The following is a 26,817-nucleotide window of genomic DNA, read 5'->3' on the forward strand; positions in this document are numbered from 1 at the left end:
GAGTACTGACTCCACACCTTTTATTTTCACTATTGTACCACGTTCCCTAAGAAGAAGAAATCTTTCATTAATGGAAAATATTCATAAAAGAAATTGTACCCAATCATCGGCATAATCCCTAGTATTACAATCGAAATTGCACAAAGACTCATAACAACCTTTATATTTAACGGTAACCGTATCCTCTCTTCTGTCTCTCCGGTGCGGAAAAACATTTGTTGTAAAATACGGAAATAATATACGAATGAAACAACTGTCGTACCCATCATAATCGAAGCTAGTACGTAATGTGCTGGCTCTACATGAAGCGCGCCTAAAAAGATGTTAATCTTTCCAATGAAGCCAGCCGTCCCTGGTATCCCGGCCAGCGATAAAATAAAGATTGTCATCATGATCGCTGCAAATGGTGATTTCTTATATAATCCGGTGAAAATCGTTATGTTTTCCTTATCGTTTTGTAAGATTAAGCCGTGGATAATGGCAAACGCGCCTATATTCATAAGCATGTATGCCAGCGTATAAAACCACATGCTATCCAGCGTAAATGGTGATAATGCCACAAGTGGAACGAGCAAATACCCAGCATGCGCAATGCCTGAATAAGCAAATAAACGTTTTATGTTGTATTGTTTTAACGCGACTACATTCCCAACAATCATCGTAATACTTGCTAGCACCGCAATATATATACTCATATGCCCATATAAAGATTGCATATCTCCTTGTATTAATACACTTGCAAAAACCATAAGGAACAAACGAATAATGAGTAGGAACCCAGCAATTTTAGAAATCGTTCCAAGAAAAGCGGTAACAGGTGTAGTCGCTCCTTCATACACATCAGGTGCCCACATATGAAACGGCACTGTGGCAATTTTAAATGAGAGACCGACTAGCAATAAAAGAAATGCGAGAGCTAGCAATAACTGAATACCACTAGCGAGCTCCCCAGTGAGTACCTTTTGCATATCTACAATGTTAGTTGAACCTGTAATACCGTATAAATAACTCATTCCGAAGAGCGTGATCGCCGTTCCAATTCCTCCGCTAATGACGTATTTCATTGCCGCTTCATTTGATGCACGGCTCTTTTTTCGTATTCCGACTAAAATATAAGAAGAAAGTGAAAGTAACTCCAAACCAACGAAAAGGGTAATAAAATCAACACTAGAAGCCATGAACATCGCGCCAAGAAGTGCCATTAAAAATAAGTAATAATATTCACCCTTATCTTCAATTGGATTCTTCTTATCATCGCTCATTGCGGTGCATAAAATGAGGGCTGAGGCGCCTAATAACAACGTTTTAAACCCTTTTGAAAATCCATCTAACACAAACGATCCGTTTAAAATATCTCCAGCTGGTTCGCTATATAGCGTAATTAATGACACAAGTGCTAATACAATGGCAGCGATCGCACCAAGAGCTACATATCTATGGTTCAGCTTAAAAAACAAATCACATATGGAAAGAAGGATGGCGGCCCCAAGAATAATAAATTCTGGCACCATTAGATGCCACGATAAACTAAGTAACGTATTCATATCCATCCTACTTCACCCCCAATGTTTTCAATGTATTTTGAAGCGGATCCCCTAGTATCTCTGGCATAACTCCAATTGCAATAATACAAAAGATAAGTAGTAAAACAGGGACATACTCCCATCCGTGTATATCAGATTTTGCTTCCCACTCTTTCTTTCCAAATGTCACTTGAAGTGTCGCTCTTAATACGTATACAGCGGTTAAAATGATGCCAATCACACCGACTGCAGCAATGACGGGCTCTCCTTGAAATAAACCGAGAAAGGCAAGAAATTCACTAACAAACCCAGACATCCCTGGTAATCCAAGCGATGCCATTCCTCCTGCTAAAAAGAATCCGCTAAGTATCGGTACACTTTTCGCAAGTCCGCCTAGCACCGTAATATCCGAAGTTCCAAATCGTTGTTCTATAACACCTAGTAAGAAGAAGAGCAAGGCTGCAATTAAACCATGTGATACAACTTGGAATAGCGCTCCCTGTGTACCAGGTGCATTAAGTGACGCAAGTCCCATTAACACAATTCCCATATGCGAAATACTAGAGTAAGCGAGGACTTTCCTAAAGTCTGTTTGAATGAGCGCTAAAAAGGCACCGTATAATAAATTAATTACGCCTAATATCGCAATTAGCGTTGCAACATCGTGAAAATATTCCGGGAATAACCCTTTCCCGAAGCGAATAATACCGTACGCTCCAATCTTTAACAAAACACCCGCATGAAGCATAACTACAGCTGGATGCGCTTCTATGTGTACATTGACCATCCAGCGGTGCAACGGAAAAACAGGTAGTTTAATTGCAAAGGCAATCATTATGGCAATAAATACACCAAGCTGCAAGCTACTTGGGATGACGAGTTCTCCCCCTGCGCTTACGCTTCTTAATATCTCTTTCAGCTCCACAATATTTGTTGTACCTGTTTTCGCGAACAAAATTGAGAAAACAATGAGCAAAATAGCTGAACCAATACCGTTATATATTAAATAACTATAAGCAGCCTTTTCACTCGACAATTTTCCCCACTTCCCAATTAATAAAAACATTGGTGGCAACGTAATTTCAAAGAAGATAAAAAACAACATTAAATTTTGAGCAGCAAAGACGCCGAGCATCCCTATTTCTAGCATGAGTAACAGCATATAAAATGCTTTTAAATTGCTTTTAATAGAAAAGGCTGCAATTGCTGCAAGCATCGCTAGAAGAGCCGTCAGTACCATCATGACAAGCGACAAACCATCAATACCGAGCTCGTAATAAATAGAAAACCACCTTTTATCCACCGCTGTAAAATCTCCGAACTTAATCCATTTCACCTTTTCATCAAATAGTGACAAGCTCTTTCCAGAAGCATATGTACAAGCGAGGACGATGGCGATTCCAAATGGAAGTGCCGTCCCAAATAAGCCAAGCGCCCGCACTGTACGCAATTCCTTTTTCGGTGTTAATACAAGCAATAAAATTCCTAAAAGCGGGGAAAAAATGAAGAACGTTAACAACAAATCATTCATCGTAAATCCCCTCCCGTATAGAGCAAAATAATGACGAGTACAGCGAGCGAAACCGCCGTTACAGTACCGTACACTTGTACATTCCCGTTTTGAAGTTTCGATCCAAGATTACTTGTGCCTTTAACTACACTTGCAATTAAAACTGCAATTCCTTCGACTACATACACTTCAAATAAGCGAAGCACATGAGCGATTCCTTTCGTAATAGGAATCACCGTCATGTTGTATAGTTCATCCACATAATATTTTTCTTTCAAAAGATTATAAAGCGATGTTTTCGTACCCCCAGCCCAATCTCTAGAAATTGATTTCTTGCCATATATGAAATATGCAAGAGCGATTCCCGCAAATGAAACGAGTGTCGCAACAATCATAATCCAAACTGGTCCATGCGCTTCTTCAACCTTAAACCCTACATCTTTCGTCAACCAATCTCCGAGAAACGTCCCAAACCATGGTGTATTTATATATCCTGCCACTACTGCGAGAACGCCGAGAACAATCATTGGATACGTCATAACGCGAGGCGATTCATGCACTTCTTCCTTCGTCTTCACTTCTCCAGTAAAGACAAGAAAGTAAAGGCGGAACATATAAAACGCTGTTAAAAACGCCGCAATTACCGCTAAAGTAAATAAAACGTAATTGCCATTCATCCACGTCGCCGCTAAAATTTCATCTTTGCTGAAAAAACCGGAAAGGAGCGGAACACCGCTAATGGCAAGAGTACCTATTAAAAATAGCGTACCAGTTACTTTCATCTTCTTCTGTAAACCACCCATTTTATTAATGTTTTGCGTATGCACAGCATGAATTACACTTCCTGCCGCCAAAAATAGTAGTGCTTTAAAAAAAGCATGTGTCGTTAAATGAAATATACCAGCTACATAACCGGCAGAACCTAACGCGAGCATCATATACCCGAGCTGGCTAACTGTAGAATAAGCAAGCACCCTCTTTATATCTGTTTGCACAAGACCGATAGAGGCCGCAAAGATTGCAGTGAAAGCTCCAACGATTGCCACTGTCTGCATCGCCACTGTACTTGCTGAAAATAGAGGGAACATCGTCGCTACTAAATATACGCCAGCTGCGACCATCGTCGCCGCGTGAATAAGTGCCGAAACGGGCGTTGGCCCCTCCATTGCATCTGGCAACCACGTATGAAGCGGGAACTGACCTGATTTCCCCATCGCCCCGATAAAAATTAATATCGCCGTTATTGTAATCATGTAAGGAGGTAGATCCCCTGTATAAATCGCCCTAAATATTGCGTCATATTCAAAACTACCTGCGTACCAAAAAATTAAAATCATCCCGATAAATAAACCAACATCCCCAATACGGGTCATAATAAAAGCCTTTTTTGCAGCAGCCTTCGCTTCTTCTTTAAAGAAATAAAAACCGATAAGTAAAAATGAGCCAAGGCCAACTAATTCCCAAAATATATAAAGCTGTAATAAATTCGTTGATATAACAAGCCCTAACATCGCAAATGTAAAGAGTCCTAAATATGCGTAAAAGGTTGGTAATCGTTCATCACCTTTCATATAACCTTTCGAATACACATGTACAAGTAGACTCACAAGCGTCACGATAAATAACATTAAAGCTCCTAATGCAGTCACTTCAAAGCCGAATGATATATCCACATCTCCAGCTCTAAGCCACACCCACTTATGCTTCACGCTTGCTTCTGAAAACCTTTCTATTAACACAAGTACCGCAAGTATAAAGGAGAGAAAGACGAAAAAAATACTAAGTACGCTGCTTCCTTCTCTAATTTTCTTCCCAAATATAATAAGTAACAAAAACGAAACGAGTGGGAAAAGCGGTATGAGCCATGCATAATCGATCATTGTTTCCTTCCCCCTTTTTCGGTCACAATGCTATCCTTTGAGCGTATCCATTTCATCCACCTGAACTGTCGTACGATTACGATATAAAGCAATTAAAATAGCGAGTCCTACCGCCGCTTCCGCTGCCGCTACAGCCATCGTAAACAGTGAGAAAATTTGACCTGTTAAATTCGGAAATAAGCCTAATTTACTAAACGCCACTAAGTTTAAATTGGCAGCATTCAGCATTAATTCGATACAAACTAATACGATTACTGTATTCCGCTTTGTTAAAGCTCCAAATAGACCGATGCAAAACAAAATAATCGCAAGTGTTAAATATGCAGAAGCTGGAACGCTACTCATTGGAACCCTCCTCTTTCTCATCCTTTTTCGCAAGTACAATCGCGCCAACGAGTGCTACAAGTAAAATAACTGAAGTTAATTCAAATGGGATAATATATTTTGAATAGAGAAGCGTACCGATTTGAAGTGTATTGTTTTCATGGAGAGGTAAACTTCCTTGTGTGCTTTCATTTGCAAAATCAACATTATTAACAGCGAAATACATAACCGCTCCAAATGCTACAACTGCAAAGAAGATAATCCATTTTCGAAGAGTAAGACGCGATTCATTTTCCGCGTTATGTTTCGTTAACATAATGCCGAAAATCATAATAATTGTGATTGCACCAGAGTAAAGTAAAATTTGTGCAACGCCTATAAATTCGGCTGATAAAAGAAAATACAAACCTGCAATACTTAGAAATGTCAGAACGAGAGCTAGCATCATGTGCATAACTTTCGTTAAGTTCAACATAAGAACACCGCCGATAATTGCAGACAAGGATAGTATAAAGAATGCTACAAACTCGCCATTCATGCTTTATTCTCCTTCCTGACATTTTCGTCGTTTTCGTCAAGCCACTGTAAATTTTTAAATAAGTCATCACGTGAATATTCCGCGAGTTCAAAGTTATTTGTCATGACAATTGCCTCTGTCGGACAAACTTCTGTACATAAATCACAAAGAATACAAATTTCAAAATTAATATCATACGTGTCGATAATTTTTCCTTTTTTCGTAGGATCCGGATGTTTCTTTCCTGTTAACTGAATACAGTCTGTCGGACAAATGTTAGAGCACTGATTACAAACAATACATTTCTCCGGATAAAATTTTTGAATTCCTCGAAAACGGTCTGGCAACGGCAACGGTTGATTTGGATAATCATACGTTACCTTCTTCTTGCTCAAATTACTTAATGTATATTTTAATCCTTTAAATAGTCCTTTCATCTCTTACTGGCACCCCCCTCATAGATTAAAAGAATAACTCCTTAATCAATGCCGTTAAGAAAATATTTGCAAGTGCAATCGGCAATAATACTTTCCAACCAAACTCCATTAACTGGTCACCTCTTATACGCGGGAATGTAACGCGGAACCAAATTAATAGAAAGACTACACTGCTAAATTTCAAAGCAAACCATACGGCACCTGGGATAAATCCAAGAAACATGACTGGATTCCACCCGCCTAAAAAGAGCACTGTAATTAACGATGCCATCCCGAAGAAATATACGTACTCTGAAAGCATGAAAAACGCCCAGCGAAAACCTGAGTATTCCGTATGATATCCAGAAACAAGTTCTGACTCCGCTTCTGGCAAATCGAATGGCGTCCTATTTAACTCTGCAACTGCTGCAATTAAGAAAACGACGAAGCCAATTGGCTGCACGAAAATGTACCAAACCTTCTCCTGCGCCGCTACAATCTCATTTAAATTCAGGCTACCAGCTAACAAAACGATACCAATTACACTCATTACGAGCGGAATCTCATAAGAAATCATTTGTGCCGCCGCACGCATCCCTCCTAAAAGGGAATATTTATTATTCGACGCCCATCCCCCAGTTACAACACCTATCGTCGTAATACCGGAAACAGCGATATAATAAAGTAGCCCGACTCCAATATCGGCAAATTGAAATTTATCAGTGAACGGGATAACTGCCAGCACCATAAATGCTGGCGCAAATGCAATGACAGGTGCTAATATAAACAGCGGTTTATCTGCTGCTTTCGGAATACTATCTTCTTTCAATAATAGTTTTAAAACATCAGCTACCGTTTGCAGTAAACCGAATCGGCCTCCAACCTGGTTTGGTCCAATCCGCCCTTGCATAAACCCCATCACTTTCCGTTCTGCCAAAATTCCATATGTAACGAAGCCAAGGACTGCAAATAGTAGAAGCACCGCTAATCCGAAAAAAATGAAGAAATTCGTCCAGCTTGAAGGTGATTGTAAGAGCGTCTCAATCATTAGCCATCAACCTCCCCAAGTACAATATCAACTCCACCTAAAATCGTAATTAAATTAGCGATGTTTTCACCTTTCAATAACTTCGGTAAAATTTGCAAGTTATAAAAAGATGGCCTACGAAACTTCAAACGGTACGGCTCTTTCTTTCCGTCACTAGCGATATAACAACCAATCTCTCCGCGCGGCGATTCGATACGTACAAACGCTTCTCCCTTAGGTGCCTTAATAATTTTCGGTACTTTTGCCAGCACAGCTCCATCTTTCGGGAACTGCTGAACTGCTTGCTCAACAATCTTTAAAGACTCCTCGATTTCTTGCATTCGGCAAACGTAGCGATCCCAAGCATCTCCCACGCTTCCAACAGGAATATCAAAATCAAAACGATCATAAATCGAATACGGCTCATCTTTGCGAAGATCCCAGTTTACTCCAGTGCACCGCAAATTTGCTCCGCTTAAAGAATACGAGATCGCTTCTTCCGCGCTATATATACCAACGCCTTTCACACGATTTAAGAAAATCTCATTACCGCTAACAAGATCATGATAGCCTGCCAATTGCTCTCTCATATACGGAACAAACTCTTCCACCTTTTCAATCCAACCATCTGGCGCATCCCACTTCACACCGCCAACTCTCATATAGTTAAAAGTAAGCCGTGCCCCGCATAATTCATTTAATAAATTTATAATCATCTCTCGTTCACGAAACGCGTACAAAAACGGGCTGACCGCTCCTATATCAAGAAGATTCGTCCCCCACCAAACGAGATGGCTTGCAATTCTCCCTAGCTCCATCGCAAGTACTCGCAAGTATTCGGCACGCTCCGGAATTTCAAGCCCCATCATCGTCTCTACAGCATGGCAAATGACGTAATTATTCGTCATGGCTGATAAATAGTCCATTCGATCTGTATAAGGGATAATTTGCGTATACTGTAAGCTCTCAGCAATCTTTTCGGTCCCGCGATGCAAATACCCAATAACCGGTGTAGCTTCTTTAATAATTTCCCCGTCAATCTTAATTACGAGCCTGAACACACCATGTGTACTCGGATGCTGAGGTCCTACATTCAAAAGCATCTCTTCCGTACGGATCATAGCTACACCTCCACATCATACGGTTCATAGTCTTTTCTAAGCGGATGTCCTACCCAATCATCTGGCATTAAAATGCGCGTTAAATTCGGATGCCCTTTAAATACAATGCCGAGCAAATCGTATGCTTCTCGCTCCGGCCAGTCAGCCCCTTTCCAAAGCGCTGTCACAGATTCAACTTGCGGTTCTTCCCGGTCTAGCTTTACCTTCACCGCTACCGATTGTTTCTTACCATATGAAAACAAATGAACATATACTTCCATATGTGTCACAAAATCCGTCGCATGTAGCTCTGACATATAATCAAAAGCAAGTCCTTCATGGAATCGCAGTGACTCCATCACTTCATAATATTTTTCGGGATCTACCACAAGAGTCGGCACATCCTTTGACAGTTTATTAATGTAGGAATCTACTAATGCACCCTCTCCTACCTTCTCCCTAATAGCCTCAACATATTGATTTAAATACGGCTGATTTACGAACGGTTCTTCCTGCTTCGGCTCATCCTCTTTCTTACCTTCAGCTCCCTTTGTCTTCGCTCTTGCAGCTGCAGCTGCTGCTGCTTTCGCTTTTGCCGCTGCAATTGCCTTTGCCTTTTCATCTCCCGAATCCCCATCACCTTGCGAGGCTTTCTGCTTCGCCAATGTTGCCGCTTTTGCCTTGGCCGCTGCCACCGCCTTCGCCTTGGCTTTCGCTTTTTCTTCTTCCGTTACTTCTTCTGTTTCTTCTCTTTTCTGCTTCGCTAACGCCGCCGCTTTTGCTTTTGCAGCCGCTGCCGCCTTGGCTTTCGCTTTTTCTTCTTCCGTTACTTCTTCTATTCCTTCTCTTTTCTGCTTCGCTAACGCTGCCGCTTTTGCTTTTGCAGCTGCTGCCGCCTTCGCCTTGGCTTTCGCTTTTTCTTCTTCCGTTACTTCTTCTATTCCTTCTCTTTTCTGCTTCGCTAACGCTGCCGCTTTTGCTTTTGCAGCTGCTGCCGCCTTCGCCTTTACTTTCGCTTTTTCTTCTTCTGTCCCTTCTCTTTTTTGCTTCGCTAACGCTGCCGCTTTTGCTTTTGCAGCTGCTGCTGCACGTCGTTTCGCTTCTTCTATAGTAATATCATCGTTTTTTGGTAGCGCTTTCTCTTTTTCTTGATCTTCTTCCTCAAGCTCACTTATTTCCGCCTCGTGTTTCGCTACAAGGCGTTTTCTCGCTTCTTCTTTTGCACGCCTAGCTGCTTCTTTTTTCAGCTCCTCTAAATCTTTATTTGGATTACTCATTTATTCGTCACCTGCTTCCCGGTCTTTGCTTCGTAACGAATTTTTTCTTTTAATTTATTAATTCCATAAATTAAAGCAGCTGGATTTGGGGGACAACCAGGAATATACACATCAACTGGTACAATTTGGTCTACACCTTTCACAACAGCATATGAATTTACATACGGACCACCTGCTGTCGCACAAGATCCCATCGCAATAACCCATTTCGGTTCAGGCATTTGATCATATAAACGCCGAACAATAGGAGCCATCTTCTTCGTTACTGTTCCCGATACAATCATGACGTCCGATTGCCTTGGTGAAGTCCGAAAAAATGACCCAAATCGATCTAAATCGTAATGTGATGAGCCTACTCCCATCATTTCAATTGCACAGCACGCCAGTCCGAATGTCATCGGCCATAAAGAATTACTCCTCGCCCATCCTTTCAACTGTTCCAATGTAGAAAAAAAGATATTTCGTTCTAATTCTGCTCGCTCATTTGGATGTAATTCCTCAAAATTTATAACCATTGTAACACCTTCTTTTTCCAAGCATACGCTAATCCAACTAGCAACATTACAACAAAGATGAGCATTTCAATTAATGCAAATAAACCTAGCTTGTCATACGCAACAGCCCAAGGATATAAAAATAAAGTTTCTACATCAAAGATCACAAACAATAAAGCGAAAATATAATAACGAGCATGAAACCGAATATTTGCATCATGAAAAGGCTCAATTCCACTCTCATACGTCGTCGCCTTTGCTGCACTTGGTTTATTTGGGCGCAGCATCCTTCCTAATGTAAGAGCCACTACCGGCAGCAATATACCTAATAGCAAGAAAATCAAAACGATCATATAACTATTTTCATATACACTTGCCATTGTGAAACCCTCCCCCCTAAATTAAGAACAAGTTCACATAGTAAACAATATGTCCTAGTTGCAGTAATTATTATTTTTAAATTTTTCTAAATAATGCAACTATTCTAATCATTATAGCAAACTTCAAATTCCTATGTCGATATGTTGGGAGACAGAAACAAGAATTATTAAAATCTATCTTTACAACTTGATATAATTGTGCAAAATAAATATAAAACTTATATATGCTTTTCAAGAAACCGTAGGTGATATAAATGAAAAAACAAACACATGTAAGTATTCTTATAAGCATTGTATTGCTGTCTATAACGATTCACTACGTAGCGATGCCTTTTCTATATGAATACTCATTTCCTTTTCAGCTATTAATCGGAATGAGTACCTTATTAATTGATATTATCGCTTGTAGTTATATACTTTACTTTTCAAACATGAAAGAAGGGCTACCTCGTTTATTTTGGATCATATTATCTACTGGAGCTCTCTCTTATTTTATCGGTGATATAGTCGTTGCCTATCAGCGTTTAATTGTAAAGGACTTCTATACGTTCGTTGATCCGTCTGATTTTTTTTACTTACTTTTTTTAGTTAGTTTTGCATTTGCCTTTCTATACGAAATCATTTATAACCGAGATTTATTAGAAAAACTTTTTATGCTATGTGATATTTGTATTATCGTTACAGCCCAATTTACTTTAAGTTACTACCTACTTATTGAACGAACCATTCACATCTTTACAACATCCTATATCGACATATTTGTTCAACTTACCTATCCAATGGCTGATTTACTCTTTCTCTTAATAGGAATCAATCTTTTATTCAAACCACTATCCTTATTACCTAAAAAGGTTGGTGCACTTCTTGGCAGTGCCTTAATTTTATATACTACTACAGATGCGATTTATGCTTATATAAAATACTTCACACCAGAGTATTCTATGTTTACAGTTACTCCTTTCTATCAAGTAACCTTAGTGCTAGTAGCAATCGCCTGTATTCTCCATACAAAAGAACCTGAAAAACAAGAGCAAGTACTACTAACACCTAAAATTGGTGAATCAATCCGATTATCATTGCCTTATATTTCAGTAGTAACACTTATTCTTTTTATATTAGTTGAATACGTCTTTGCGCCTATTATAGTAATCGGTCTTATAATAACTTTCTCTTTCGTTCTCATACGTCATAGTTTAGTTCGAAAACAAAATAAAATATTATTGTTAGCTCAAATGCAATTCAACTCAGAACTCGAGAAACAAATTAAACTACGTACAGAAGATTTAGTAGAACAGAAAAATGAACTCTATCATAATCAACAAATGTTTAAATCTTTATACGAGCATCATCCAGATCCAATCTTCACATTAGATTTATACGGCAATTTTCTCAAAGTAAATAACGCTGGTACTACTTTACTCGGTTATCAAACGAATGAATTATTAAACCAGCCTTACTATTCACTCATATACGAAGAAGATTTAGAAGAAATGATTAATTCCTTTCATCGTGTAAAAAAGGGACATTCTATCTCTTTAGAAATACGGGCGTATCATAAAAACAGAGATATTTACTACTTGCACGTTACCGCCGTACCGATCTTTTTAAAGGAGAAAATTTCTGGGGTTTATTTAATGATTAAAGATATTACGGAAAGCAAACAACAGCAAGAACAGATTAATTTCTTAGCATACCATGATACTTTAACAGAGCTTGCAAATCGTCGTGCATTTCATCAACATTTGGAACAGGCAATTGCACGAGCAAAAATATCGAAAAAGCCTTTTGCTGTTATGTTTCTCGACCTAGACCGTTTTAAAGTTATTAATGATACCCTCGGTCATCGAGTAGGAGACCTATTGCTCATCGCAGTAGCAAAAAGGCTCGAAAGAATAGCAACATCAAATATGAAACTCGCGCGGCTAGCTGGGGATGAGTTCACAATCCTTATCGAGAATTACAAAAAAAAGCCAGATGTCCAAAAAATAGCTGATAGGATTGTAGCGGCCATGAATGAGCCATTTGAAATCGAAAATCAACATTTACAAATCTCACCGAGCATCGGAATTGCAATATATCCTGAAGCAGGTGAAGATGCGCTATCCATTTTGCAGCATGCTGATATGGCCATGTACGAAGCAAAGAATAAAGGAAAAAACGGTAGCTCTCTTTACACGAAAGAACTATATAAAAAAATGGAACGAAAAGCTCGAATTGAAAAAGATTTGCCAATCGCTTTAGTAAACAAAGAATTTTATCTCGTTTATCAACCACAAATTGATACGACAACAAATAAAATTATCGGTGCTGAAGCTTTAATACGTTGGAAACACCCACTATTAGGTGACATTTCACCATGTGAGTTTATTCCAATTGTAGAAGAGACGCCACAAGTAGTCCCACTTGGACATTGGGTATTACAAGAAGCTTGTCTCCAATTAAAAATATGGCATACCTTTGGCTACCAAAATTTAAAAATAAGTGTTAATTTATCCGCAAAAGAATTCCGGCAAGATCAATTAATCGAAAACATTTCACAAATATTAAACGACGTGCAAGTCGATCCAAAATATGTAACACTTGAGTTAACAGAAAGAATTGCAATGATTGACGAGAAAGAAACGTTATTGAGACTGAAACAATTAAAAGAGTACGGTATCCAAACTTCCATTGATGACTTCGGTACTGGGTATTCTTCTCTTGCTTATTTATCAATTTTTCCAATCGATACATTAAAAGTACCGAGAGAATTCACACAATTAGCTGATCATCGTCCTGAAGAACGAGCCATCGTTTCTACAATCCTTTCCCTCGCAAATACTTTAAATCTTTCAGTCGTTGCCGAAGGAATTGAAACCGAAAAACAGCTTAAGTTTCTGCAAAAACATAACTGTAAATATATGCAAGGTTACTATTTCAGTAAACCACTTACTAGTAATCAGTTTATAAAGTTTCTACAAAAAAACCCCAGTATGAACAAATAATTCATACTGGGGGTTTTATAGTGCTAAATTTTTTTCTCATAATATTCTTCTGCGATTTCTTCGTAAAAAGCCGCAGATGTTGTGTAGAAATATGGAATTAACCATAAGAATCCAATCCCTAACGTAATACAACTCAATATAAACCAGCCAATAAAACTTAAACATAAAATGAAATACTCCATCTTATGTCCATCCATCATACGACGACTTTCTGTAATAGCTTGGTTCAGGGAATACTCAGGATGATCGTTTATAATAAAGTACGTCATCGCATAAGAAAATGATTTAATAATACCTGGAATAATGAACAATAACGTCCATAAGAAAAGATAAAGATTTACTAATAAATATAATAAAAATGATTTTAGAAATCTCTTTCCCTCTGAAAACCAAATGAATACATTACCAATACTAGCTTGCTTTTCACGAAGGATATTTAAACCAAGGTAATATCCACCTAAAGTTAACGGTCCAGTAACAAAAAATGTAAGAATATTCGTTGAAAGTGAACCATTTGTTTTTTGCCAACCGAAAATTAAAGAAAATCCCCAATCAACACTAAAACTAAAAGCCGTGATAAGAATTGAAATGAGTAGTGTAGCTCCAACAGCTAATCCCCATTTTCCTTCTAATGAATCTAGTGCTTCTCCTTTTAAATCACTAATCATGCGTAGCCTCGCCTCCTATACACAATAATTCTATTAGTATAGCATGTTCCTATTGAAATTCACCTTTTGAAATGTAGCGATAAAAGTGTGCTGTCGTTGTACTCATATACGGACTAAGCCAAAGAAAGCCTATTCCAAAAGTAAGAAGCGCTAAAATAGCCCATCCTATGAAGCTCAGCCATAAAAGAAACAAATCTAACTTATGGCCCTTCATAAGATTCTTACATTCCTTCATCGCCTGCGAAACACTATATTCTGGATTTTCAATCATCACATAGTACGTCAGCGCATAAGAAAAATACATCACAATCATACCAACAATTGAAATCGCTAATAGTACGAAGAAAGCTATTGCAAATGACGTATTCCCTTCTTCACCTAACAATGCAAATAAGCCTATTAACAGCATCGGAATCCATGTACCTGTATATAACAAAATCGCAAGCATTGCCCACATTGTTTTCATCATTCTTTTAAAACCGCGAAATCCTTCGAATAAGTGATCTACTTTAGCATCTTCTCGTTTACTAATCTGTAAAAATACATTTGTATAACCATATGATGTAATCCCATACGATGCGTTACTCAAAATTATCATAATGCAATAAAAAATCCCAAAGGTAATACCTGCTCCAATTGACATCGTTTCCTCTTCAAATGATCCAGTTAAGCTTGCAACTGAGAGAAATATAATAATTCCTGGAATTAATAGTATAAGCATTGCAGCCATCGAAACGACATAACTTAAAATAAAATATAAAATTGTTGATCCAACACCTAGTCCCCATTTTCCTTTTAAAGAGTACAATGCTTCTCGCTTCATTTCACCAATCATTGATTCATCCCCTTTATGAAATATAAATTGTTGTACACTTCTACTTATACAAGCATCAATATAATTATACCAGTTTTGTAAAATTATCCATAAAATACACAAAAAAATCCGTAAAGGCAAGGGCCCTTACGGATTTTTTTACTTCATATCAGAAACGTTTAAACGGTTCACGGCACGTTGCAAGGCCATTTCTGCACGTTTAAAGTCAACATGTGCTTGTTTATCTTGCATACGTTGCTCAGCGCGACGCTTCGCTTCATTTGCACGATGGATATCGATATGGTTTGCTTCTTCAGCAGATGATGATAATACAGTCACTTTATCTGGACGAACTTCGATAAAGCCACCGCTTACTGCTACATAATCAGTGTGTCCACCATTTTTCAGACGAACTGCACTAATTTTTAATGGTGCAACAGTTGGAATGTGACCTGGTAAGATCCCCATTTCCCCACTCTCTGCTTTTACACTTACCATTTCTACTTCTTTTTCGTAAACCGGTCCATCAGGAGTTACAATACTGACTGGAAATGTCTTCATACTTCGTCCCTCCTAAGGCCTTATGCCATCATTTTCTTCGCGTTTTCAATAACTTCTTCAATGCCACCTACTAAGCGGAATGCATCTTCTGGAAGGTCATCATATTTTCCTTCTAGAATTTCTTTGAAACCACTAACTGTATTTTTTACAGGTACGTAAGAACCTTTTTGACCTGTAAACTGCTCAGCTACGTGGAAGTTTTGAGATAAGAAGAATTGAATACGACGAGCACGATGTACAACTAACTTATCTTCTTCAGATAACTCATCCATACCTAAGATAGCGATGATATCTTGAAGTTCTTTATAACGTTGTAAAGTTTGTTGTACTTGACGAGCTACTTCATAATGTTCTTCTCCTACGATTTCTGGAGAAAGTGCACGAGATGTAGATGCTAATGGATCTACGGCTGGGTAAATACCCATTTGTGTTAAACGACGCTCTAAGTTTGTTGTTGCATCTAAGTGAGCGAACGTTGTAGCTGGTGCTGGGTCAGTATAGTCATCGGCTGGTACATATACCGCTTGGATAGACGTGATAGACCCTTTATTTGTAGATGTAATACGCTCTTGTAATTGACCCATTTCTGTTGCAAGTGTTGGTTGGTAACCTACCGCAGATGGCATACGACCAAGAAGGGCAGATACTTCAGAACCCGCTTGCGTGAAACGGAAGATGTTATCGATGAACAGAAGTACGTCTTGTCCTTGCTCATCACGGAAATGCTCAGCCATTGTTAAACCTGTTAATGCAACACGTTGACGTGCTCCAGGTGGCTCGTTCATTTGTCCGAATACCATCGCAGTTTTCTTGATTACGCCAGAATCGCTCATTTCGTGGTATAAGTCATTACCCTCACGAGTACGCTCACCTACACCAGCGAATACAGAGATACCACCGTGCTCTTGTGCGATGTTGTTAATTAATTCCTGAATTAATACTGTTTTACCTACACCGGCACCACCGAATAGGCCGATCTTACCACCCTTAATGTAAGGAGCAAGTAAGTCTACTACTTTAATACCAGTTTCAAGAATTTCTACTTTAGTAGATAATTCTTCGAATGCAGGTGCTTGACGGTGAATTGGATCACGGTGTACATCCGCAGGAAGTTCACCATCTAAGTCAATTGCATCACCTAATACGTTGAATACACGTCCAAGTGTTACATCACCAACTGGTACAGAGATTGCTTTACCAGTATCTTCTACTTCTGTGCCACGAACAAGTCCATCTGTGGAAGACATCGCAACTGTACGAACTGTATCATCACCTAAATGAAGTGCAACTTCAAATGTTAAGTTCATGCTTCCGTTTTCGTTGCTTTGTTTTACCGTAAGGGCGTTGTAGATTTCTGGTAGCTTTCCGCCATCAAACTTAACGTCTACAACCGGACCCATGATTTGCGTAACGCGCCCTTTATTCATCGGGTTCCCTCCTAGCTTTCTTTTAATTAGCCAGCTTTCTAAGAGAAGTTGGCTTTTAATTTTTTATTAGTTTAGCTTACGCGACTCTTTTGAAAGAGCCGCTTCCGCTTTTTATTGAATCTAGTTCCAGCGGCTAGAACAGTCGGTCATTTCGCGCCTTCCTGTGAGGCAAACTACGCCTCTTCGTCAGGAGCTCCAATGCCCTCCTTTTCTGGACGAGCCGCTTCCATTTTTTACTGAATCTAGCTCCGGCGGTTAGAATGTTCGGTGGCTTCGCTTTTTCCTACGAGGCACAAATCGCCTCTACGTCAAAAGCTCCATCCCCCTCTCATTCTGAACGAACCGCCTACGCTTTTTAATACTACTCTAACGCTGCTGCTCCACCAACGATTTCCGTAATTTCTTGCGTAATCGCTGCCTGACGCGCACGGTTGAATGAAAGTGTAAGTGAATCGATAACTTCCATTGCGTTGTCTGTAGCACTCTTCATTGCTGTCATACGCGCTGCGTGCTCACTTGCTTTACCATCTAGTAATGCACCGTACACTAAGCTTTCTGCGTATTGTGGCAATAGTACTTTTAAAATTTCTTCTTCAGAAGGTTCGAATTCATAAGCTGTCGTCGGTTTATCAGACGCCACATCAGTAAGCGGTAAAATTTTATTTTCCGTTACTTCTTGTGAAATTTTACTTACGTAATGGTTGTAGTAAATATACAGCTCATCATAAGCGCCATCTGCAAACATCGCAATTGCTCGAGAAGCAAGATCTTTAATATCAGTAAATGATGGGTGGTCAGATAATCCAACTACTTCATCAATAATGTTAAAGCCGCGACGTTTTAAATAATCACGTCCTAGTCGTCCAAGCACAATAATTGAATATTGGTTTGAATCCATATTATGACGTTCACGAATTACGTTACTCACTGTACGTAATACGTTACTGTTATAACCACCTGCTAGTCCGCGATCAGATGTAATAACGATGTATCCTGTACGCTTTACAGGACGCGCATTTAGCATCGGATGATTAATTCCTTTACTTCCTTGCGCAATGCTCGCTACTACTTCTTGAATCTTTTCCATATACGGAACGAAAGATTTAGCATTTTGTTCTGCACGGTTTAACTTAGATGCAGATACCATCTCCATCGCTTTCGTAATTTGACTCGTTTTCTTTGTCGAGGTAATCTTCGCTTTTATATCGCGTAAAGATGCCACAGGTTTTCACCACCTTTTTTCCGGAAGTTGGCACGATTAGTAAGAATCCTCTTCCTAATCTACGTTGCAAGATATTCTTGCTCATGATTGAAGGAAAAGAATAGGTGCACCTACTCTTTTCCTTTACATAACCGTCAGCAATCTCAAAGATTGAGATGCCTATATATATTATTATCTAGCTCCAGCGGCTTGAATGCTCGGTGGCTTCACTTCTTCCTACGAGGCAAAAACCGCCTCTTCTTCAGAAGCTCCATCCCCCTCACATTCAGAACGAGCCGCTTCTGCTTTTATTATTCAGAAGCTACGAATACTTTTTTAAATCCGTTAATTGCTGCTGCAAATTTGTCGTCATCCGCAAGTTTCTTAGTTGTGCGGATTTCTTCTAATAAGTCAGTCGCATTAGAATCTAACCAAGCATGGAATTCTTCTTCGAAACGAGTGATATCTACTACTGGGATATCATCTAGGAATCCACGTGTTAAAGCGTAAAGAATGATAACTTGTTTCTCTACACGTAACGGTTTGTGTAATCCTTGTTTTAATACCTCAACAGTACGAGCACCACGGTTTAGTTTCGCTTGAGTTGCTTTATCAAGGTCAGAACCGAACTGAGCGAACGCTTCTAACTCACGGTAAGATGCAAGGTCAAGACGAAGTGTACCTGATACTTTACTCATTGCTTTAATCTGAGCAGATCCACCAACACGAGATACAGAAGTACCCGCATCGATCGCTGGACGTACGCCAGAGAAGAATAGGTCAGATTGTAAGAAGATTTGTCCATCCGTAATAGAAATTACGTTTGTTGGGATGTAAGCTGATACGTCCCCTGCTTGTGTTTCGATGAAAGGTAGTGCAGTTAAAGAACCGCCGCCTCTTGCATCACTTAATTTTGCTGCACGCTCTAATAAGCGAGAATGTAAGTAGAATACATCCCCTGGATAAGCTTCACGACCTGGAGGACGACGTAATAGTAATGACAGCTCACGGTAAGCCGCTGCTTGTTTTGATAAGTCATCATATACTACTAATACGTGTTTACCATTGTACATGAACTCTTCACCCATTGTTACACCAGCATAAGGAGCTAAGTATAATAATGGAGCTGGTTGAGAAGCAGATGCAGTTACAACGATTGTGTACTCTAATGCACCATGCTTACGTAGTGTTTCTACTACGTTACGTACAGTTGATTCTTTTTGTCCGATAGCTACATAGATACAAATCATATCTTCATCTTTTTGGTTAATGATTGTATCAAGTGCAACTGCTGTTTTACCAGTTTGACGGTCACCGATGATTAATTCACGTTGACCACGGCCAATTGGTACAAGAGCATCGATCGCTTTAATACCTGTTTGAAGTGGCTCATGAACAGATTTACGATCCATTACACCTGGTGCTGGACTTTCGATTGGACGAGTGTTTGTTGTATTGATTGGGCCTAGACCATCAACTGGTTGACCTAATGGGTTTACAACACGACCAATTAGTTCTTTTCCTACTGGTACTTGCATGATGCGACCAGTACGACGAACTTCGTCACCTTCACGGATTTCTGTGTAAGGTCCTAAAATGATAATACCTACGTTGTTTTCCTCTAAGTTTTGTGCTAGTCCCATAACGCCGTTAGAGAACTCTACAAGCTCACCAGCCATAACGTTATCAAGACCATGAGCACGCGCAATACCGTCACCAACTTGGATAACTGTACCAACATCACTAACTTCGATTTCAGACTGATAGTTCTCGATTTGTTGCTTTATCAGTGCGCTAATTTCTTCAGCTCTGATGCTCATGTGCTTCACCCCTATCTATTCTTCATTAATTCACGCTGAATACGTGCTAATTTTCCTTGTAAACTTCCGTCATAAATGCGATTTCCAATACGTACTTTAATTCCGCCTAGTAAATCTTCATCTACAACATTTTTCACGCGAATTGCATCTTTTCCCGTTCTCTTTGCAAATGCTTCTGCAATGTTAAGCTTCTCTTCTTCAGATAGAAGACGAATAGAATATACAGTTGCATCCGCTACGTTACGTTCTTCATTAGCAAGAACAACATATTCATCTGCAATTTCAGGTAAGATATCAATACGCTTGTTATCAATTAAAATATATAACGTATTTAAAATTGATTCAGAAACAGATCCGAATACGTTTGCAAGAAACGTTTTCTTCTGCTCTTTTGAAATGTTTGGTTGTGTTAAAAAGCTATGTAGTTCTCCGTTCTTTACATAAACGTTTTGTACAAGGCGTAATTCTTCTTCAAACATTTCTAATACGTGTTTTTCTTTTGCAATTTTAAAAAGAGCGACAGCATAACGTTTTGCTACAATCCCATTGCTCATCGCGCTTCTCCTACTTCTTTAATATAATCGCGAATTAACTTAACTTGATCTTCTTCTTTTAATTCTTTTTCAATTACTTTAGAAGCAATTTGAACAGATAAAGAAGCGACTTGTTCTTGTAAAGCAGCAATTGCTTGCTCTTTTTCGCGTTGAATTTCTTGTACAGCAGATGCTTTAATTGATTCTGCTTCTTCTTTCGCAGCAGCAACAATCACATCTTTTTGATCTACAGCTTGTTTTTTCGCTCTTTCGATTAACTCTTGTGCTTCAACACGCGATTGTTTTAACATTTCACGTTGTTCTTCTACTAACTTCTTCGCTTCAGCGTTACTTCTTTCTGCAGCGTCGATTTCATTAGTAACATGCTCTTCACGTTCTTTCATAATTCCCATTAAAGGACCCCACGCAAATTTGCGTAGCATTACTAATAGAATTAAGAAAATGAACAATGTATAAGCAATCGTTCCAAATGGAATGGAAGCTCCTAATAATAAAGTTGGCACAAGGATTCACTCCCTTCAAAATATCTAAATTGATCATATGAAAAAAAAAGACATACGTTTCGTTCATAAAGCAATGGCGAAGAAAGTTCGGAAAAACACTCTTCGCCATCTATGTAAGGGGAGTCTCCCTTATTTGTTCATTACGATGAATGCAATAACTACACCGATGATTGGAAGTGCCTCAACTAAAGCAACCCCGATGAACATAATTGTTTGAAGTGCGCCTTTTAATTCTGGTTGACGAGCAACACCTTCGATTGTACGTGATACGATAAGACCGTTACCAATACCTGCACCTAATGCTGATAAACCAATTGCAATTGCAGCTGCGATTACACCTAAACTCATTTAATTTGTCCTCCTTTGTATTATAAAAAAATAAATTTTTTCTTACTTAAATTATATTAATGGTCATGACTTACTTTATGAGCCATATAAACCATCGTTAACATAACGAAAATAAATGCTTGGATTGATCCAACGAATACACTGAATCCCATCCACGCTAACATCGGTACAAGCGCACCTAATGCTCCAAGGAATGATGCCCCGCCTAACTTAGCAAGTAATCCTAATAAGATCTCACCTGCATAAATGTTACCGAATAAACGAAGACCTAACGTTAATGTGTTAGCAAACTCCTCAATAACCTTTAATGGGAATAAGAATTTCATAGGTTGGAAATAACCTTTAACATACTCTTTCGTACCCTTCATCTTAATTCCATAATAATGGGTGAGGGTAACTACCATCACGGCTAATGTTAATGTAACTGCTGGATCAGACGTTGGTGACCTCCACCATGCAATATGTTCGCCAGCTTCAGTTGCTGAATACATGAATGGTAAACCAAGGAAGTTCGATACGATGATAAACATGATAAGCGTAACGCCAAGCGTTAAGAAACGTCCACCTGTTTTCCAGTCCATCGTACTATTGATAATCCCTTTCACGAAGTCAAACACCCATTCCATGAAGTTTTGCATCCCGGTTGGGCGAAGGGCTAAGCTGCGAGTTCCGATAACAGCGATTAAGAAAACAATAACTGCTGCTACAGTAACCATCATAACTGATGACAAATCGAACGTTAAACCTAGAAATTTAACTAATTTACCGTGTTCCACTAGTAATTCACCTCTCTTCCCTGCTCTTATACTCTAAATAAAGAAAATCTATGATCATGACAAGGTATCCTGTCAGCAATCCTACACCTAAGCCCCACATCGCAATTAACTCTTGATATTTGGCTGCAAATAAAATTAATAACCCAATCGTAGCGAATCTTGAATATGTACTTACAGCTGTCGCCTTAAACTTCACGTTTTCTCCATTTGTTACGCGATCTAACAGCTTGTCTGTTCTACGTGCAATGATGCGCAAACTAAGAAAACTGAAAATCGTTCCGATAATCAGCCCAAGAAATACATCCTTGTAAGAGGTAAATCCCCATCCTAGCACTAGAAGCGCAAGCAAGTAGTACATATATTTCTTTTGTCTTTGGACAAGTCCATGTACGTCTATCATCATTGCTCTCCCGAATAGTAATGTCGAATGAGTCGAATCATTGCGTATACCCCTGTTCCTAACCCGAGTAATAACCCTATAATAAGAAACAATGGAAACGTTCCAACCTTATTATCAATCCACTGCCCACCAAAGATTCCAACAAGTATAGAACCGACTAACTGAGCAAGAATTCCTGACATTAAAGCATATGCTTTTATATGGCTGCGATCGTTTTTTTGCAAGGATTCATCCCTCCAATATGTAACCCTCATTCACGATGTGTTAATAATAACTCATTTTTTTGCATAAATCCTATACAAAACAAAAAGTTTACATTTTCGTCACGGAATAGATGTAATTTTGTCACTGAAAGCCCTACCATCTATCCCCGTTGTTAGCATACAATAGGGTATTAACAGTGTCAACGAGAAATCGTAAAAAATCTAAAAATTTGAGTATTAGGCATTTCCTCCCAAAAATGAAAACGTTCCCCTTCTAAATACTGGTTACATATATGCAATTTCTAACAGTTTTCTCTTTATAATAGAAGGAAATGTTCACAAGTTTGTCACTATTATATTTTCGAGATATAACGCTTTTCTTCCATAATATAGTGTTCCTCAGACGTAAGACTTCTATATTATATGTGATGTGTATGCAACTTATGTTGTATATACGATGTATATTTATCCTCTCCCCTACTTGCTTACAGCAAAAAAAAAAAACGAGCAGGGGAATCTCCCCTGCTCGTCAGTTGTCTTACTTCGTTCCGAATAAACGGTCACCAGCATCACCAAGACCTGGTACTACATATCCGTGGTCATTTAATTTCTCATCTAATGCTGCTACATAAATATCAACATCGGGATGTTCTTCTTGTACTACTTTTACCCCTTCTGGAGCTGCAACGATACACATTAACTTAATTTGTTTCGCACCGCGCTTTTTCAGAGAGTTAATCGCTTCAGCCGCAGAACCACCTGTTGCTAGCATCGGATCTAGTACGATAAAGTCACGCTCTTCTACATCCGTTGGAAGTTTCACATAGTATTCTACCGGTTGCAATGTTTTAGGGTCACGGTATAAACCAACGTGTCCTACTTTTGCTGCTGGAATTAATTTCAGAATTCCATCAACCATTCCTAAACCTGCACGTAAAATCGGAATTAAACCAAGTTTTTTACCAGCGATCACTTTTGTTGTCGCTTTGCTTACAGGCGTTTCAATTTCAATATCCTTAAGCGGAAGGTCGCGAGTAATTTCGAAAGCCATTAAGCTTGCTACTTCGTCCACTAATTCACGAAAATCTTTCGTACCTGTATTCTTATCGCGAATATATGTAATCTTATGTTGAATTAACGGGTGATCAAATACATACAGTTTTCCCATGTGAATCTCTCCTTTAGATGATATTCATGCGTTTGCACGCTTTTTTACACTATTTACGATTGTAAAGAAAACGCTACTAATATTCAAGGGCAAATTTGGCAAAATCATGATTTTACGATGAATCTATCTAGTATCTTTACCAATTATGGGAGCTGTATCCTTCATTATATCGCCAAAATTTATTCATCATTTGTATACATACTTTAAAAATAATATATGTCCACAAAAAAGACTGCCAAAACAATTACGTTTCAGCAGTCTTCTTCAATCTATTATAGATTTGGATACATTGAGAATTTGCTCGTTAACGCTTCTACACGCTTACGTGCTTCTTCTAATGCAGCTTCATTTTCATGATTTTTTAATGTGTAAGCAATAAGTGACGCAATTTCATCCATTTCTTCTAAACCGAAACCACGAGATGTTACAGCTGCTGTACCGATACGTACACCACTTGTTACAAATGGGCTTGCTGTTTCAAATGGAATTGTATTTTTGTTCACTGTAATACCAACTTCATCTAATACGTGCTCTGCTACTTTACCTGTGATTTCTAGGTTACGAACATCAATCAAGATTAAGTGATTGTCTGTTCCGCCAGAAACAAGTGTAAGTCCTTCTTTTTGAAGACCTTCAGCTAAGCGGTTCGCATTGTTAATGATATTTTGTGCATACGTTTTGAAATCCTCTTGAAGTGTCTCACCAAACGCAACAGCTTTTGCAGCGATTACGTGCATAAGTGGACCACCTTGAATACCAGGGAAGATTGATTTATCAATTTGTTTTGCAAACTTCTCTTCACATAAAATCATACCACCGCGCGGACCACGTAACGTTTTATGTGTTGTCGTTGTAACGAAATGTGCATGTGGTACTGGATTTGGATGTAAGCCAGCAGCTACTAAACCAGCGATATGTGCCATATCCACCATTAAGTATGCACCCACCTCATCTGCAATCTCACGGAATCGTTTGAAATCGATAACACGAGGGTACGCACTTGCACCTGCAACGATTAATTTTGGTTTATGTTCTTTCGCTTTTGCTAATACATCATCGTAATTAATACGGTGAGAGTCAGCATCCACGCCATATTCTACGAAATTATATTGTACTCCACTGAAGTTAACAGGGCTTCCGTGTGTTAAGTGACCACCATGAGATAAATTCATACCAAGTACTGTATCGCCTTGCTCTAAAATTGTGAAGTATACTGCCATGTTCGCTTGTGCACCAGAGTGTGGTTGAACATTTACGTGCTCTGCGCCGAAAATTTCTTTCACGCGATCACGTGCGATATCTTCTACTACGTCTACGTGTTCACAGCCACCATAGTAACGTTTTCCAGGATATCCTTCAGCATACTTATTTGTTAAAACAGAACCTTGCGCCTCCATTACCGCTTCACTTACAAAGTTTTCCGAAGCAATTAACTCAATCTTTGAACGCTGTCTTCCTAGTTCTGCCTCAATTGCAGCAAATACCTTTTCATCTTGACGTTTTAAATGATCCACCAAAATCCCCCTTTTCTGAACGAATTACATCGATTCCCAACAGTTTTTTCTCATTTATTCAGAAAAAACGAAAATTCAGGTTGTAATTCTTTCGAACCTTCATGTTTTCAACTACATTCTAACATGACTTTCTATATCATAAAAGAAAAAAAAGACCGAAAATCGGTCTTTTCTTTCTTCTACTATAAAGTCAGACAACATACCTTTTATCTTATGATAAACAGCTACTATATGACTTCCTAATTTCTCATATTTAACGGCAAGTGGTAGTCTCTTCCGCCACCGCGTAAACAGCACGTGCTCCACCAATTAGTTTTCCACGTGTTTTGGCCATCGTTACATGCGCACTTCCAATTGCCTTCACACTTGTACGAACCGGAACAGCTACATGTTTTAAATGCATACCAATAAATGTATCACCAATATCCATTCCTGCATCTGCTTTAATAAACTCAACTACTACCGGATCTTTCAAATTGTGATACGCATATGTCCCCAATGCACCACCCGCTGATCTAACAGGCGTAACTGTTACAATTTCAAATTGATATTTTATCGCTACTTCTCTCTCAACTACTAAAGCACGGTTTAAATGCTCACAACATTGAAACGCTAATTCAATACCTGTTCGCTCTTGAAATTGTTTTAACTCAGAAAAAATCGCCTCTGCTACTTCCATCGTTCCTGATGTTCCAATTCTTTCGCCTAGCACTTCGCTCGTGCTACAACCCACTACAAAAATTTGACCGCTTTGTAATGAAGCTTGTTCTTGGAAATCAGAAAGCGACATTTGTAGCTGTTCTCTTACCTTTACGATTTCTGTCATTACGCCTCTTCCTTTCACAGGTTGGTTCACCAAATTATATTTCACACTACTAATAGTTAGAATCTATTACTTTGTTTCGTATGTTTTAATTTTTCCTACGCGGTTTTCGTGACGACCACCTTCATAGTCAGTTGTTAACCAGATTTTCGCAATATCACGCGCTAGACCAGCACCAATTACACGCTCGCCCATTGCTAGCATGTTAGTGTCATTATGCTCTCTCGTTGCTTTCGCACTGAAAGTATCATGAACTAACGCACAACGGATACCATTTACTTTGTTTGCTGCGATTGACATACCAATGCCTGTCCCACAAACTAAAATACCACGATCTACTTCACCATTCGCTACCATTTCAGCTGCTGGAAACGCAAAGTCAGGGTAATCAACAGAACCAGCTTCACATTCACAACCTAAATCAATATATTCAATATTTAACTCTTCTAATAAACTTACAAGTTCTTTGCGGATATTCATACCGCCGTGATCAGATGCTATTACTACTTTCATTTTTACCCCTCCAAAGTTTCAATCAATTATCTTCATTTCACACTCGCTACCTCAATAGAACGAAGTGATCTCCAATATCGTATTATACACGA

At 38.9% G+C, this 26,817-nt stretch carries 29 protein-coding genes; 1 reads left to right on the forward strand and 28 read right to left on the reverse strand.

Annotation, left to right across the window (positions count from 1 at the left end; all coding sequences use genetic code 11):
* Positions 1–29: 29 nt before the first annotated feature.
* The 11 genes from nuoN to nuoA are packed head-to-tail and all read right to left on the reverse strand — an operon-like array spanning position 30 to position 10,448.
* On the reverse strand, positions 30–1,544 hold the full coding sequence (gene nuoN, locus MHI26_RS27215) for an NADH-quinone oxidoreductase subunit NuoN (RefSeq protein ID WP_061667082.1): 1,515 nt from the start codon (positions 1,542–1,544) through the stop codon (positions 30–32).
* 7 nt (positions 1,545–1,551) lie between these two features.
* On the reverse strand, positions 1,552–3,054 hold the full coding sequence (locus MHI26_RS27220; RefSeq protein WP_000998944.1) for an NADH-quinone oxidoreductase subunit M: 1,503 nt from the start codon (positions 3,052–3,054) through the stop codon (positions 1,552–1,554).
* Complete coding sequence (nuoL, locus tag MHI26_RS27225) at positions 3,051–4,913, reverse strand: NADH-quinone oxidoreductase subunit L (RefSeq protein WP_061667078.1); 1,863 nt, start codon at positions 4,911–4,913, stop codon at positions 3,051–3,053. The genes MHI26_RS27220 and nuoL overlap by 4 nt, the downstream gene beginning before the upstream one ends.
* A gap of 30 nt (positions 4,914–4,943) precedes the next feature.
* Positions 4,944–5,258, reverse strand: coding sequence for an NADH-quinone oxidoreductase subunit NuoK (gene nuoK, locus MHI26_RS27230; RefSeq protein ID WP_000100079.1), 315 nt, complete (start codon positions 5,256–5,258; stop codon positions 4,944–4,946).
* A complete protein-coding gene (locus MHI26_RS27235) occupies positions 5,251–5,775 on the reverse strand; it encodes an NADH-quinone oxidoreductase subunit J (RefSeq protein ID WP_001012815.1) in 525 nt (174 codons plus the stop codon). The genes nuoK and MHI26_RS27235 overlap by 8 nt, the downstream gene beginning before the upstream one ends.
* Positions 5,772–6,191, reverse strand: coding sequence for an NADH-quinone oxidoreductase subunit NuoI (gene nuoI, locus MHI26_RS27240; protein WP_000677191.1), 420 nt, complete (start codon positions 6,189–6,191; stop codon positions 5,772–5,774). The genes MHI26_RS27235 and nuoI overlap by 4 nt, the downstream gene beginning before the upstream one ends.
* Positions 6,192–6,216: 25 nt before the next feature.
* Positions 6,217–7,218 carry an NADH-quinone oxidoreductase subunit NuoH gene (gene nuoH, locus MHI26_RS27245; protein WP_000573426.1) on the reverse strand — a complete coding sequence of 334 codons (1,002 nt, stop codon included), beginning with the start codon at positions 7,216–7,218 and terminating at the stop codon, positions 6,217–6,219.
* Entirely contained in the window at positions 7,218–8,318 is a 1,101-nt protein-coding gene (nuoD, locus tag MHI26_RS27250) for an NADH-quinone oxidoreductase subunit NuoD (RefSeq protein ID WP_000621434.1), read from the reverse strand. Before nuoD ends, nuoH begins: the two co-directional genes overlap by 1 nt.
* A 2-nt stretch (positions 8,319–8,320) precedes the next feature.
* Positions 8,321–9,574 carry an NADH-quinone oxidoreductase subunit C gene (locus MHI26_RS27255; protein WP_340809155.1) on the reverse strand — a complete coding sequence of 418 codons (1,254 nt, stop codon included), beginning with the start codon at positions 9,572–9,574 and terminating at the stop codon, positions 8,321–8,323.
* Positions 9,571–10,089 carry an NADH-quinone oxidoreductase subunit NuoB gene (gene nuoB / locus MHI26_RS27260; protein ID WP_000236331.1) on the reverse strand — a complete coding sequence of 173 codons (519 nt, stop codon included), beginning with the start codon at positions 10,087–10,089 and terminating at the stop codon, positions 9,571–9,573. The genes MHI26_RS27255 and nuoB overlap by 4 nt, the downstream gene beginning before the upstream one ends.
* Positions 10,080–10,448 carry an NADH-quinone oxidoreductase subunit NuoA gene (gene nuoA, locus MHI26_RS27265; protein ID WP_000179273.1) on the reverse strand — a complete coding sequence of 123 codons (369 nt, stop codon included), beginning with the start codon at positions 10,446–10,448 and terminating at the stop codon, positions 10,080–10,082. Before nuoA ends, nuoB begins: the two co-directional genes overlap by 10 nt.
* Positions 10,449–10,702: 254 nt before the next feature.
* On the opposite strand from nuoA, the gene MHI26_RS27270 reads away from it, so the two are divergent.
* Positions 10,703–13,432, forward strand: coding sequence for a putative bifunctional diguanylate cyclase/phosphodiesterase (locus tag MHI26_RS27270; RefSeq protein WP_061667080.1), 2,730 nt, complete (start codon positions 10,703–10,705; stop codon positions 13,430–13,432).
* 23 nt (positions 13,433–13,455) lie between these two features.
* On the opposite strand, the gene MHI26_RS27275 is transcribed toward MHI26_RS27270, so the two are convergent.
* From MHI26_RS27275 to rpiB, 17 genes are all read right to left on the reverse strand, one after another.
* Complete coding sequence (locus MHI26_RS27275) at positions 13,456–14,100, reverse strand: DUF975 family protein (RefSeq protein WP_000622466.1); 645 nt, start codon at positions 14,098–14,100, stop codon at positions 13,456–13,458.
* 49 nt (positions 14,101–14,149) lie between these two features.
* Entirely contained in the window at positions 14,150–14,935 is a 786-nt protein-coding gene (locus MHI26_RS27280; protein WP_061667081.1) for a DUF975 family protein, read from the reverse strand.
* Positions 14,936–15,073: 138 nt separating this feature from the next.
* Positions 15,074–15,475: a F0F1 ATP synthase subunit epsilon gene (gene atpC / locus MHI26_RS27285; RefSeq protein ID WP_000847214.1), complete on the reverse strand. Its 402-nt coding sequence runs from the start codon at positions 15,473–15,475 to the stop codon at positions 15,074–15,076.
* Positions 15,476–15,495: 20 nt separating this feature from the next.
* Complete coding sequence (gene atpD, locus MHI26_RS27290; RefSeq protein ID WP_001032597.1) at positions 15,496–16,902, reverse strand: F0F1 ATP synthase subunit beta; 1,407 nt, start codon at positions 16,900–16,902, stop codon at positions 15,496–15,498.
* 361 nt (positions 16,903–17,263) lie between these two features.
* The gene (atpG, locus tag MHI26_RS27295) at positions 17,264–18,124 is read right to left on the reverse strand and encodes a F0F1 ATP synthase subunit gamma (protein ID WP_000157703.1); all 861 of its coding nucleotides are present in this window, start codon (positions 18,122–18,124) and stop codon (positions 17,264–17,266) included.
* Between the two features lie 290 nt (positions 18,125–18,414).
* On the reverse strand, positions 18,415–19,923 hold the full coding sequence (gene atpA, locus MHI26_RS27300) for a F0F1 ATP synthase subunit alpha (RefSeq protein WP_000027521.1): 1,509 nt from the start codon (positions 19,921–19,923) through the stop codon (positions 18,415–18,417).
* Positions 19,924–19,934: 11 nt separating this feature from the next.
* A complete protein-coding gene (atpH, locus tag MHI26_RS27305; RefSeq protein ID WP_000064682.1) occupies positions 19,935–20,477 on the reverse strand; it encodes a F0F1 ATP synthase subunit delta in 543 nt (180 codons plus the stop codon).
* Positions 20,474–20,980 carry a F0F1 ATP synthase subunit B gene (atpF, locus tag MHI26_RS27310; protein ID WP_001142622.1) on the reverse strand — a complete coding sequence of 169 codons (507 nt, stop codon included), beginning with the start codon at positions 20,978–20,980 and terminating at the stop codon, positions 20,474–20,476. The genes atpH and atpF overlap by 4 nt, the downstream gene beginning before the upstream one ends.
* 129 nt (positions 20,981–21,109) lie before the next feature.
* The gene (atpE, locus tag MHI26_RS27315) at positions 21,110–21,328 is read right to left on the reverse strand and encodes a F0F1 ATP synthase subunit C (RefSeq protein ID WP_000052064.1); all 219 of its coding nucleotides are present in this window, start codon (positions 21,326–21,328) and stop codon (positions 21,110–21,112) included.
* A gap of 56 nt (positions 21,329–21,384) precedes the next feature.
* Positions 21,385–22,104, reverse strand: coding sequence for a F0F1 ATP synthase subunit A (gene atpB / locus MHI26_RS27320; RefSeq protein ID WP_000399879.1), 720 nt, complete (start codon positions 22,102–22,104; stop codon positions 21,385–21,387).
* Positions 22,105–22,111: 7 nt separating this feature from the next.
* Positions 22,112–22,504 (reverse strand): ATP synthase subunit I, encoded by a 393-nt coding sequence (locus tag MHI26_RS27325; RefSeq protein ID WP_000567600.1) that lies wholly within the window; start codon positions 22,502–22,504, stop codon positions 22,112–22,114.
* Positions 22,504–22,728 (reverse strand): AtpZ/AtpI family protein, encoded by a 225-nt coding sequence (locus MHI26_RS27330; protein ID WP_001171223.1) that lies wholly within the window; start codon positions 22,726–22,728, stop codon positions 22,504–22,506. The genes MHI26_RS27325 and MHI26_RS27330 overlap by 1 nt, the downstream gene beginning before the upstream one ends.
* Positions 22,729–22,754: 26 nt before the next feature.
* Positions 22,755–22,868 carry a DUF4024 domain-containing protein gene (locus MHI26_RS27335; protein ID WP_000232962.1) on the reverse strand — a complete coding sequence of 38 codons (114 nt, stop codon included), beginning with the start codon at positions 22,866–22,868 and terminating at the stop codon, positions 22,755–22,757.
* A 377-nt stretch (positions 22,869–23,245) separates the two neighbouring features.
* Positions 23,246–23,875, reverse strand: coding sequence for a uracil phosphoribosyltransferase (gene upp, locus MHI26_RS27340; RefSeq protein WP_000517539.1), 630 nt, complete (start codon positions 23,873–23,875; stop codon positions 23,246–23,248).
* Between the two features lie 272 nt (positions 23,876–24,147).
* A complete protein-coding gene (gene glyA, locus MHI26_RS27345) occupies positions 24,148–25,389 on the reverse strand; it encodes a serine hydroxymethyltransferase (protein WP_000349800.1) in 1,242 nt (413 codons plus the stop codon).
* A 253-nt stretch (positions 25,390–25,642) separates the two neighbouring features.
* Complete coding sequence (locus MHI26_RS27350; protein WP_000136382.1) at positions 25,643–26,215, reverse strand: TIGR01440 family protein; 573 nt, start codon at positions 26,213–26,215, stop codon at positions 25,643–25,645.
* A 66-nt stretch (positions 26,216–26,281) separates the two neighbouring features.
* Complete coding sequence (gene rpiB / locus MHI26_RS27355) at positions 26,282–26,725, reverse strand: ribose 5-phosphate isomerase B (RefSeq protein ID WP_000869542.1); 444 nt, start codon at positions 26,723–26,725, stop codon at positions 26,282–26,284.
* Between the last annotated feature and the right edge of the window lie 92 nt (positions 26,726–26,817).

It is taken from the genome of Bacillus sp. FSL K6-1218 (genome assembly GCF_038006445.1).
Lineage (GTDB): Bacteria > Bacillota > Bacilli > Bacillales > Bacillaceae_G > Bacillus_A > Bacillus_A thuringiensis_S.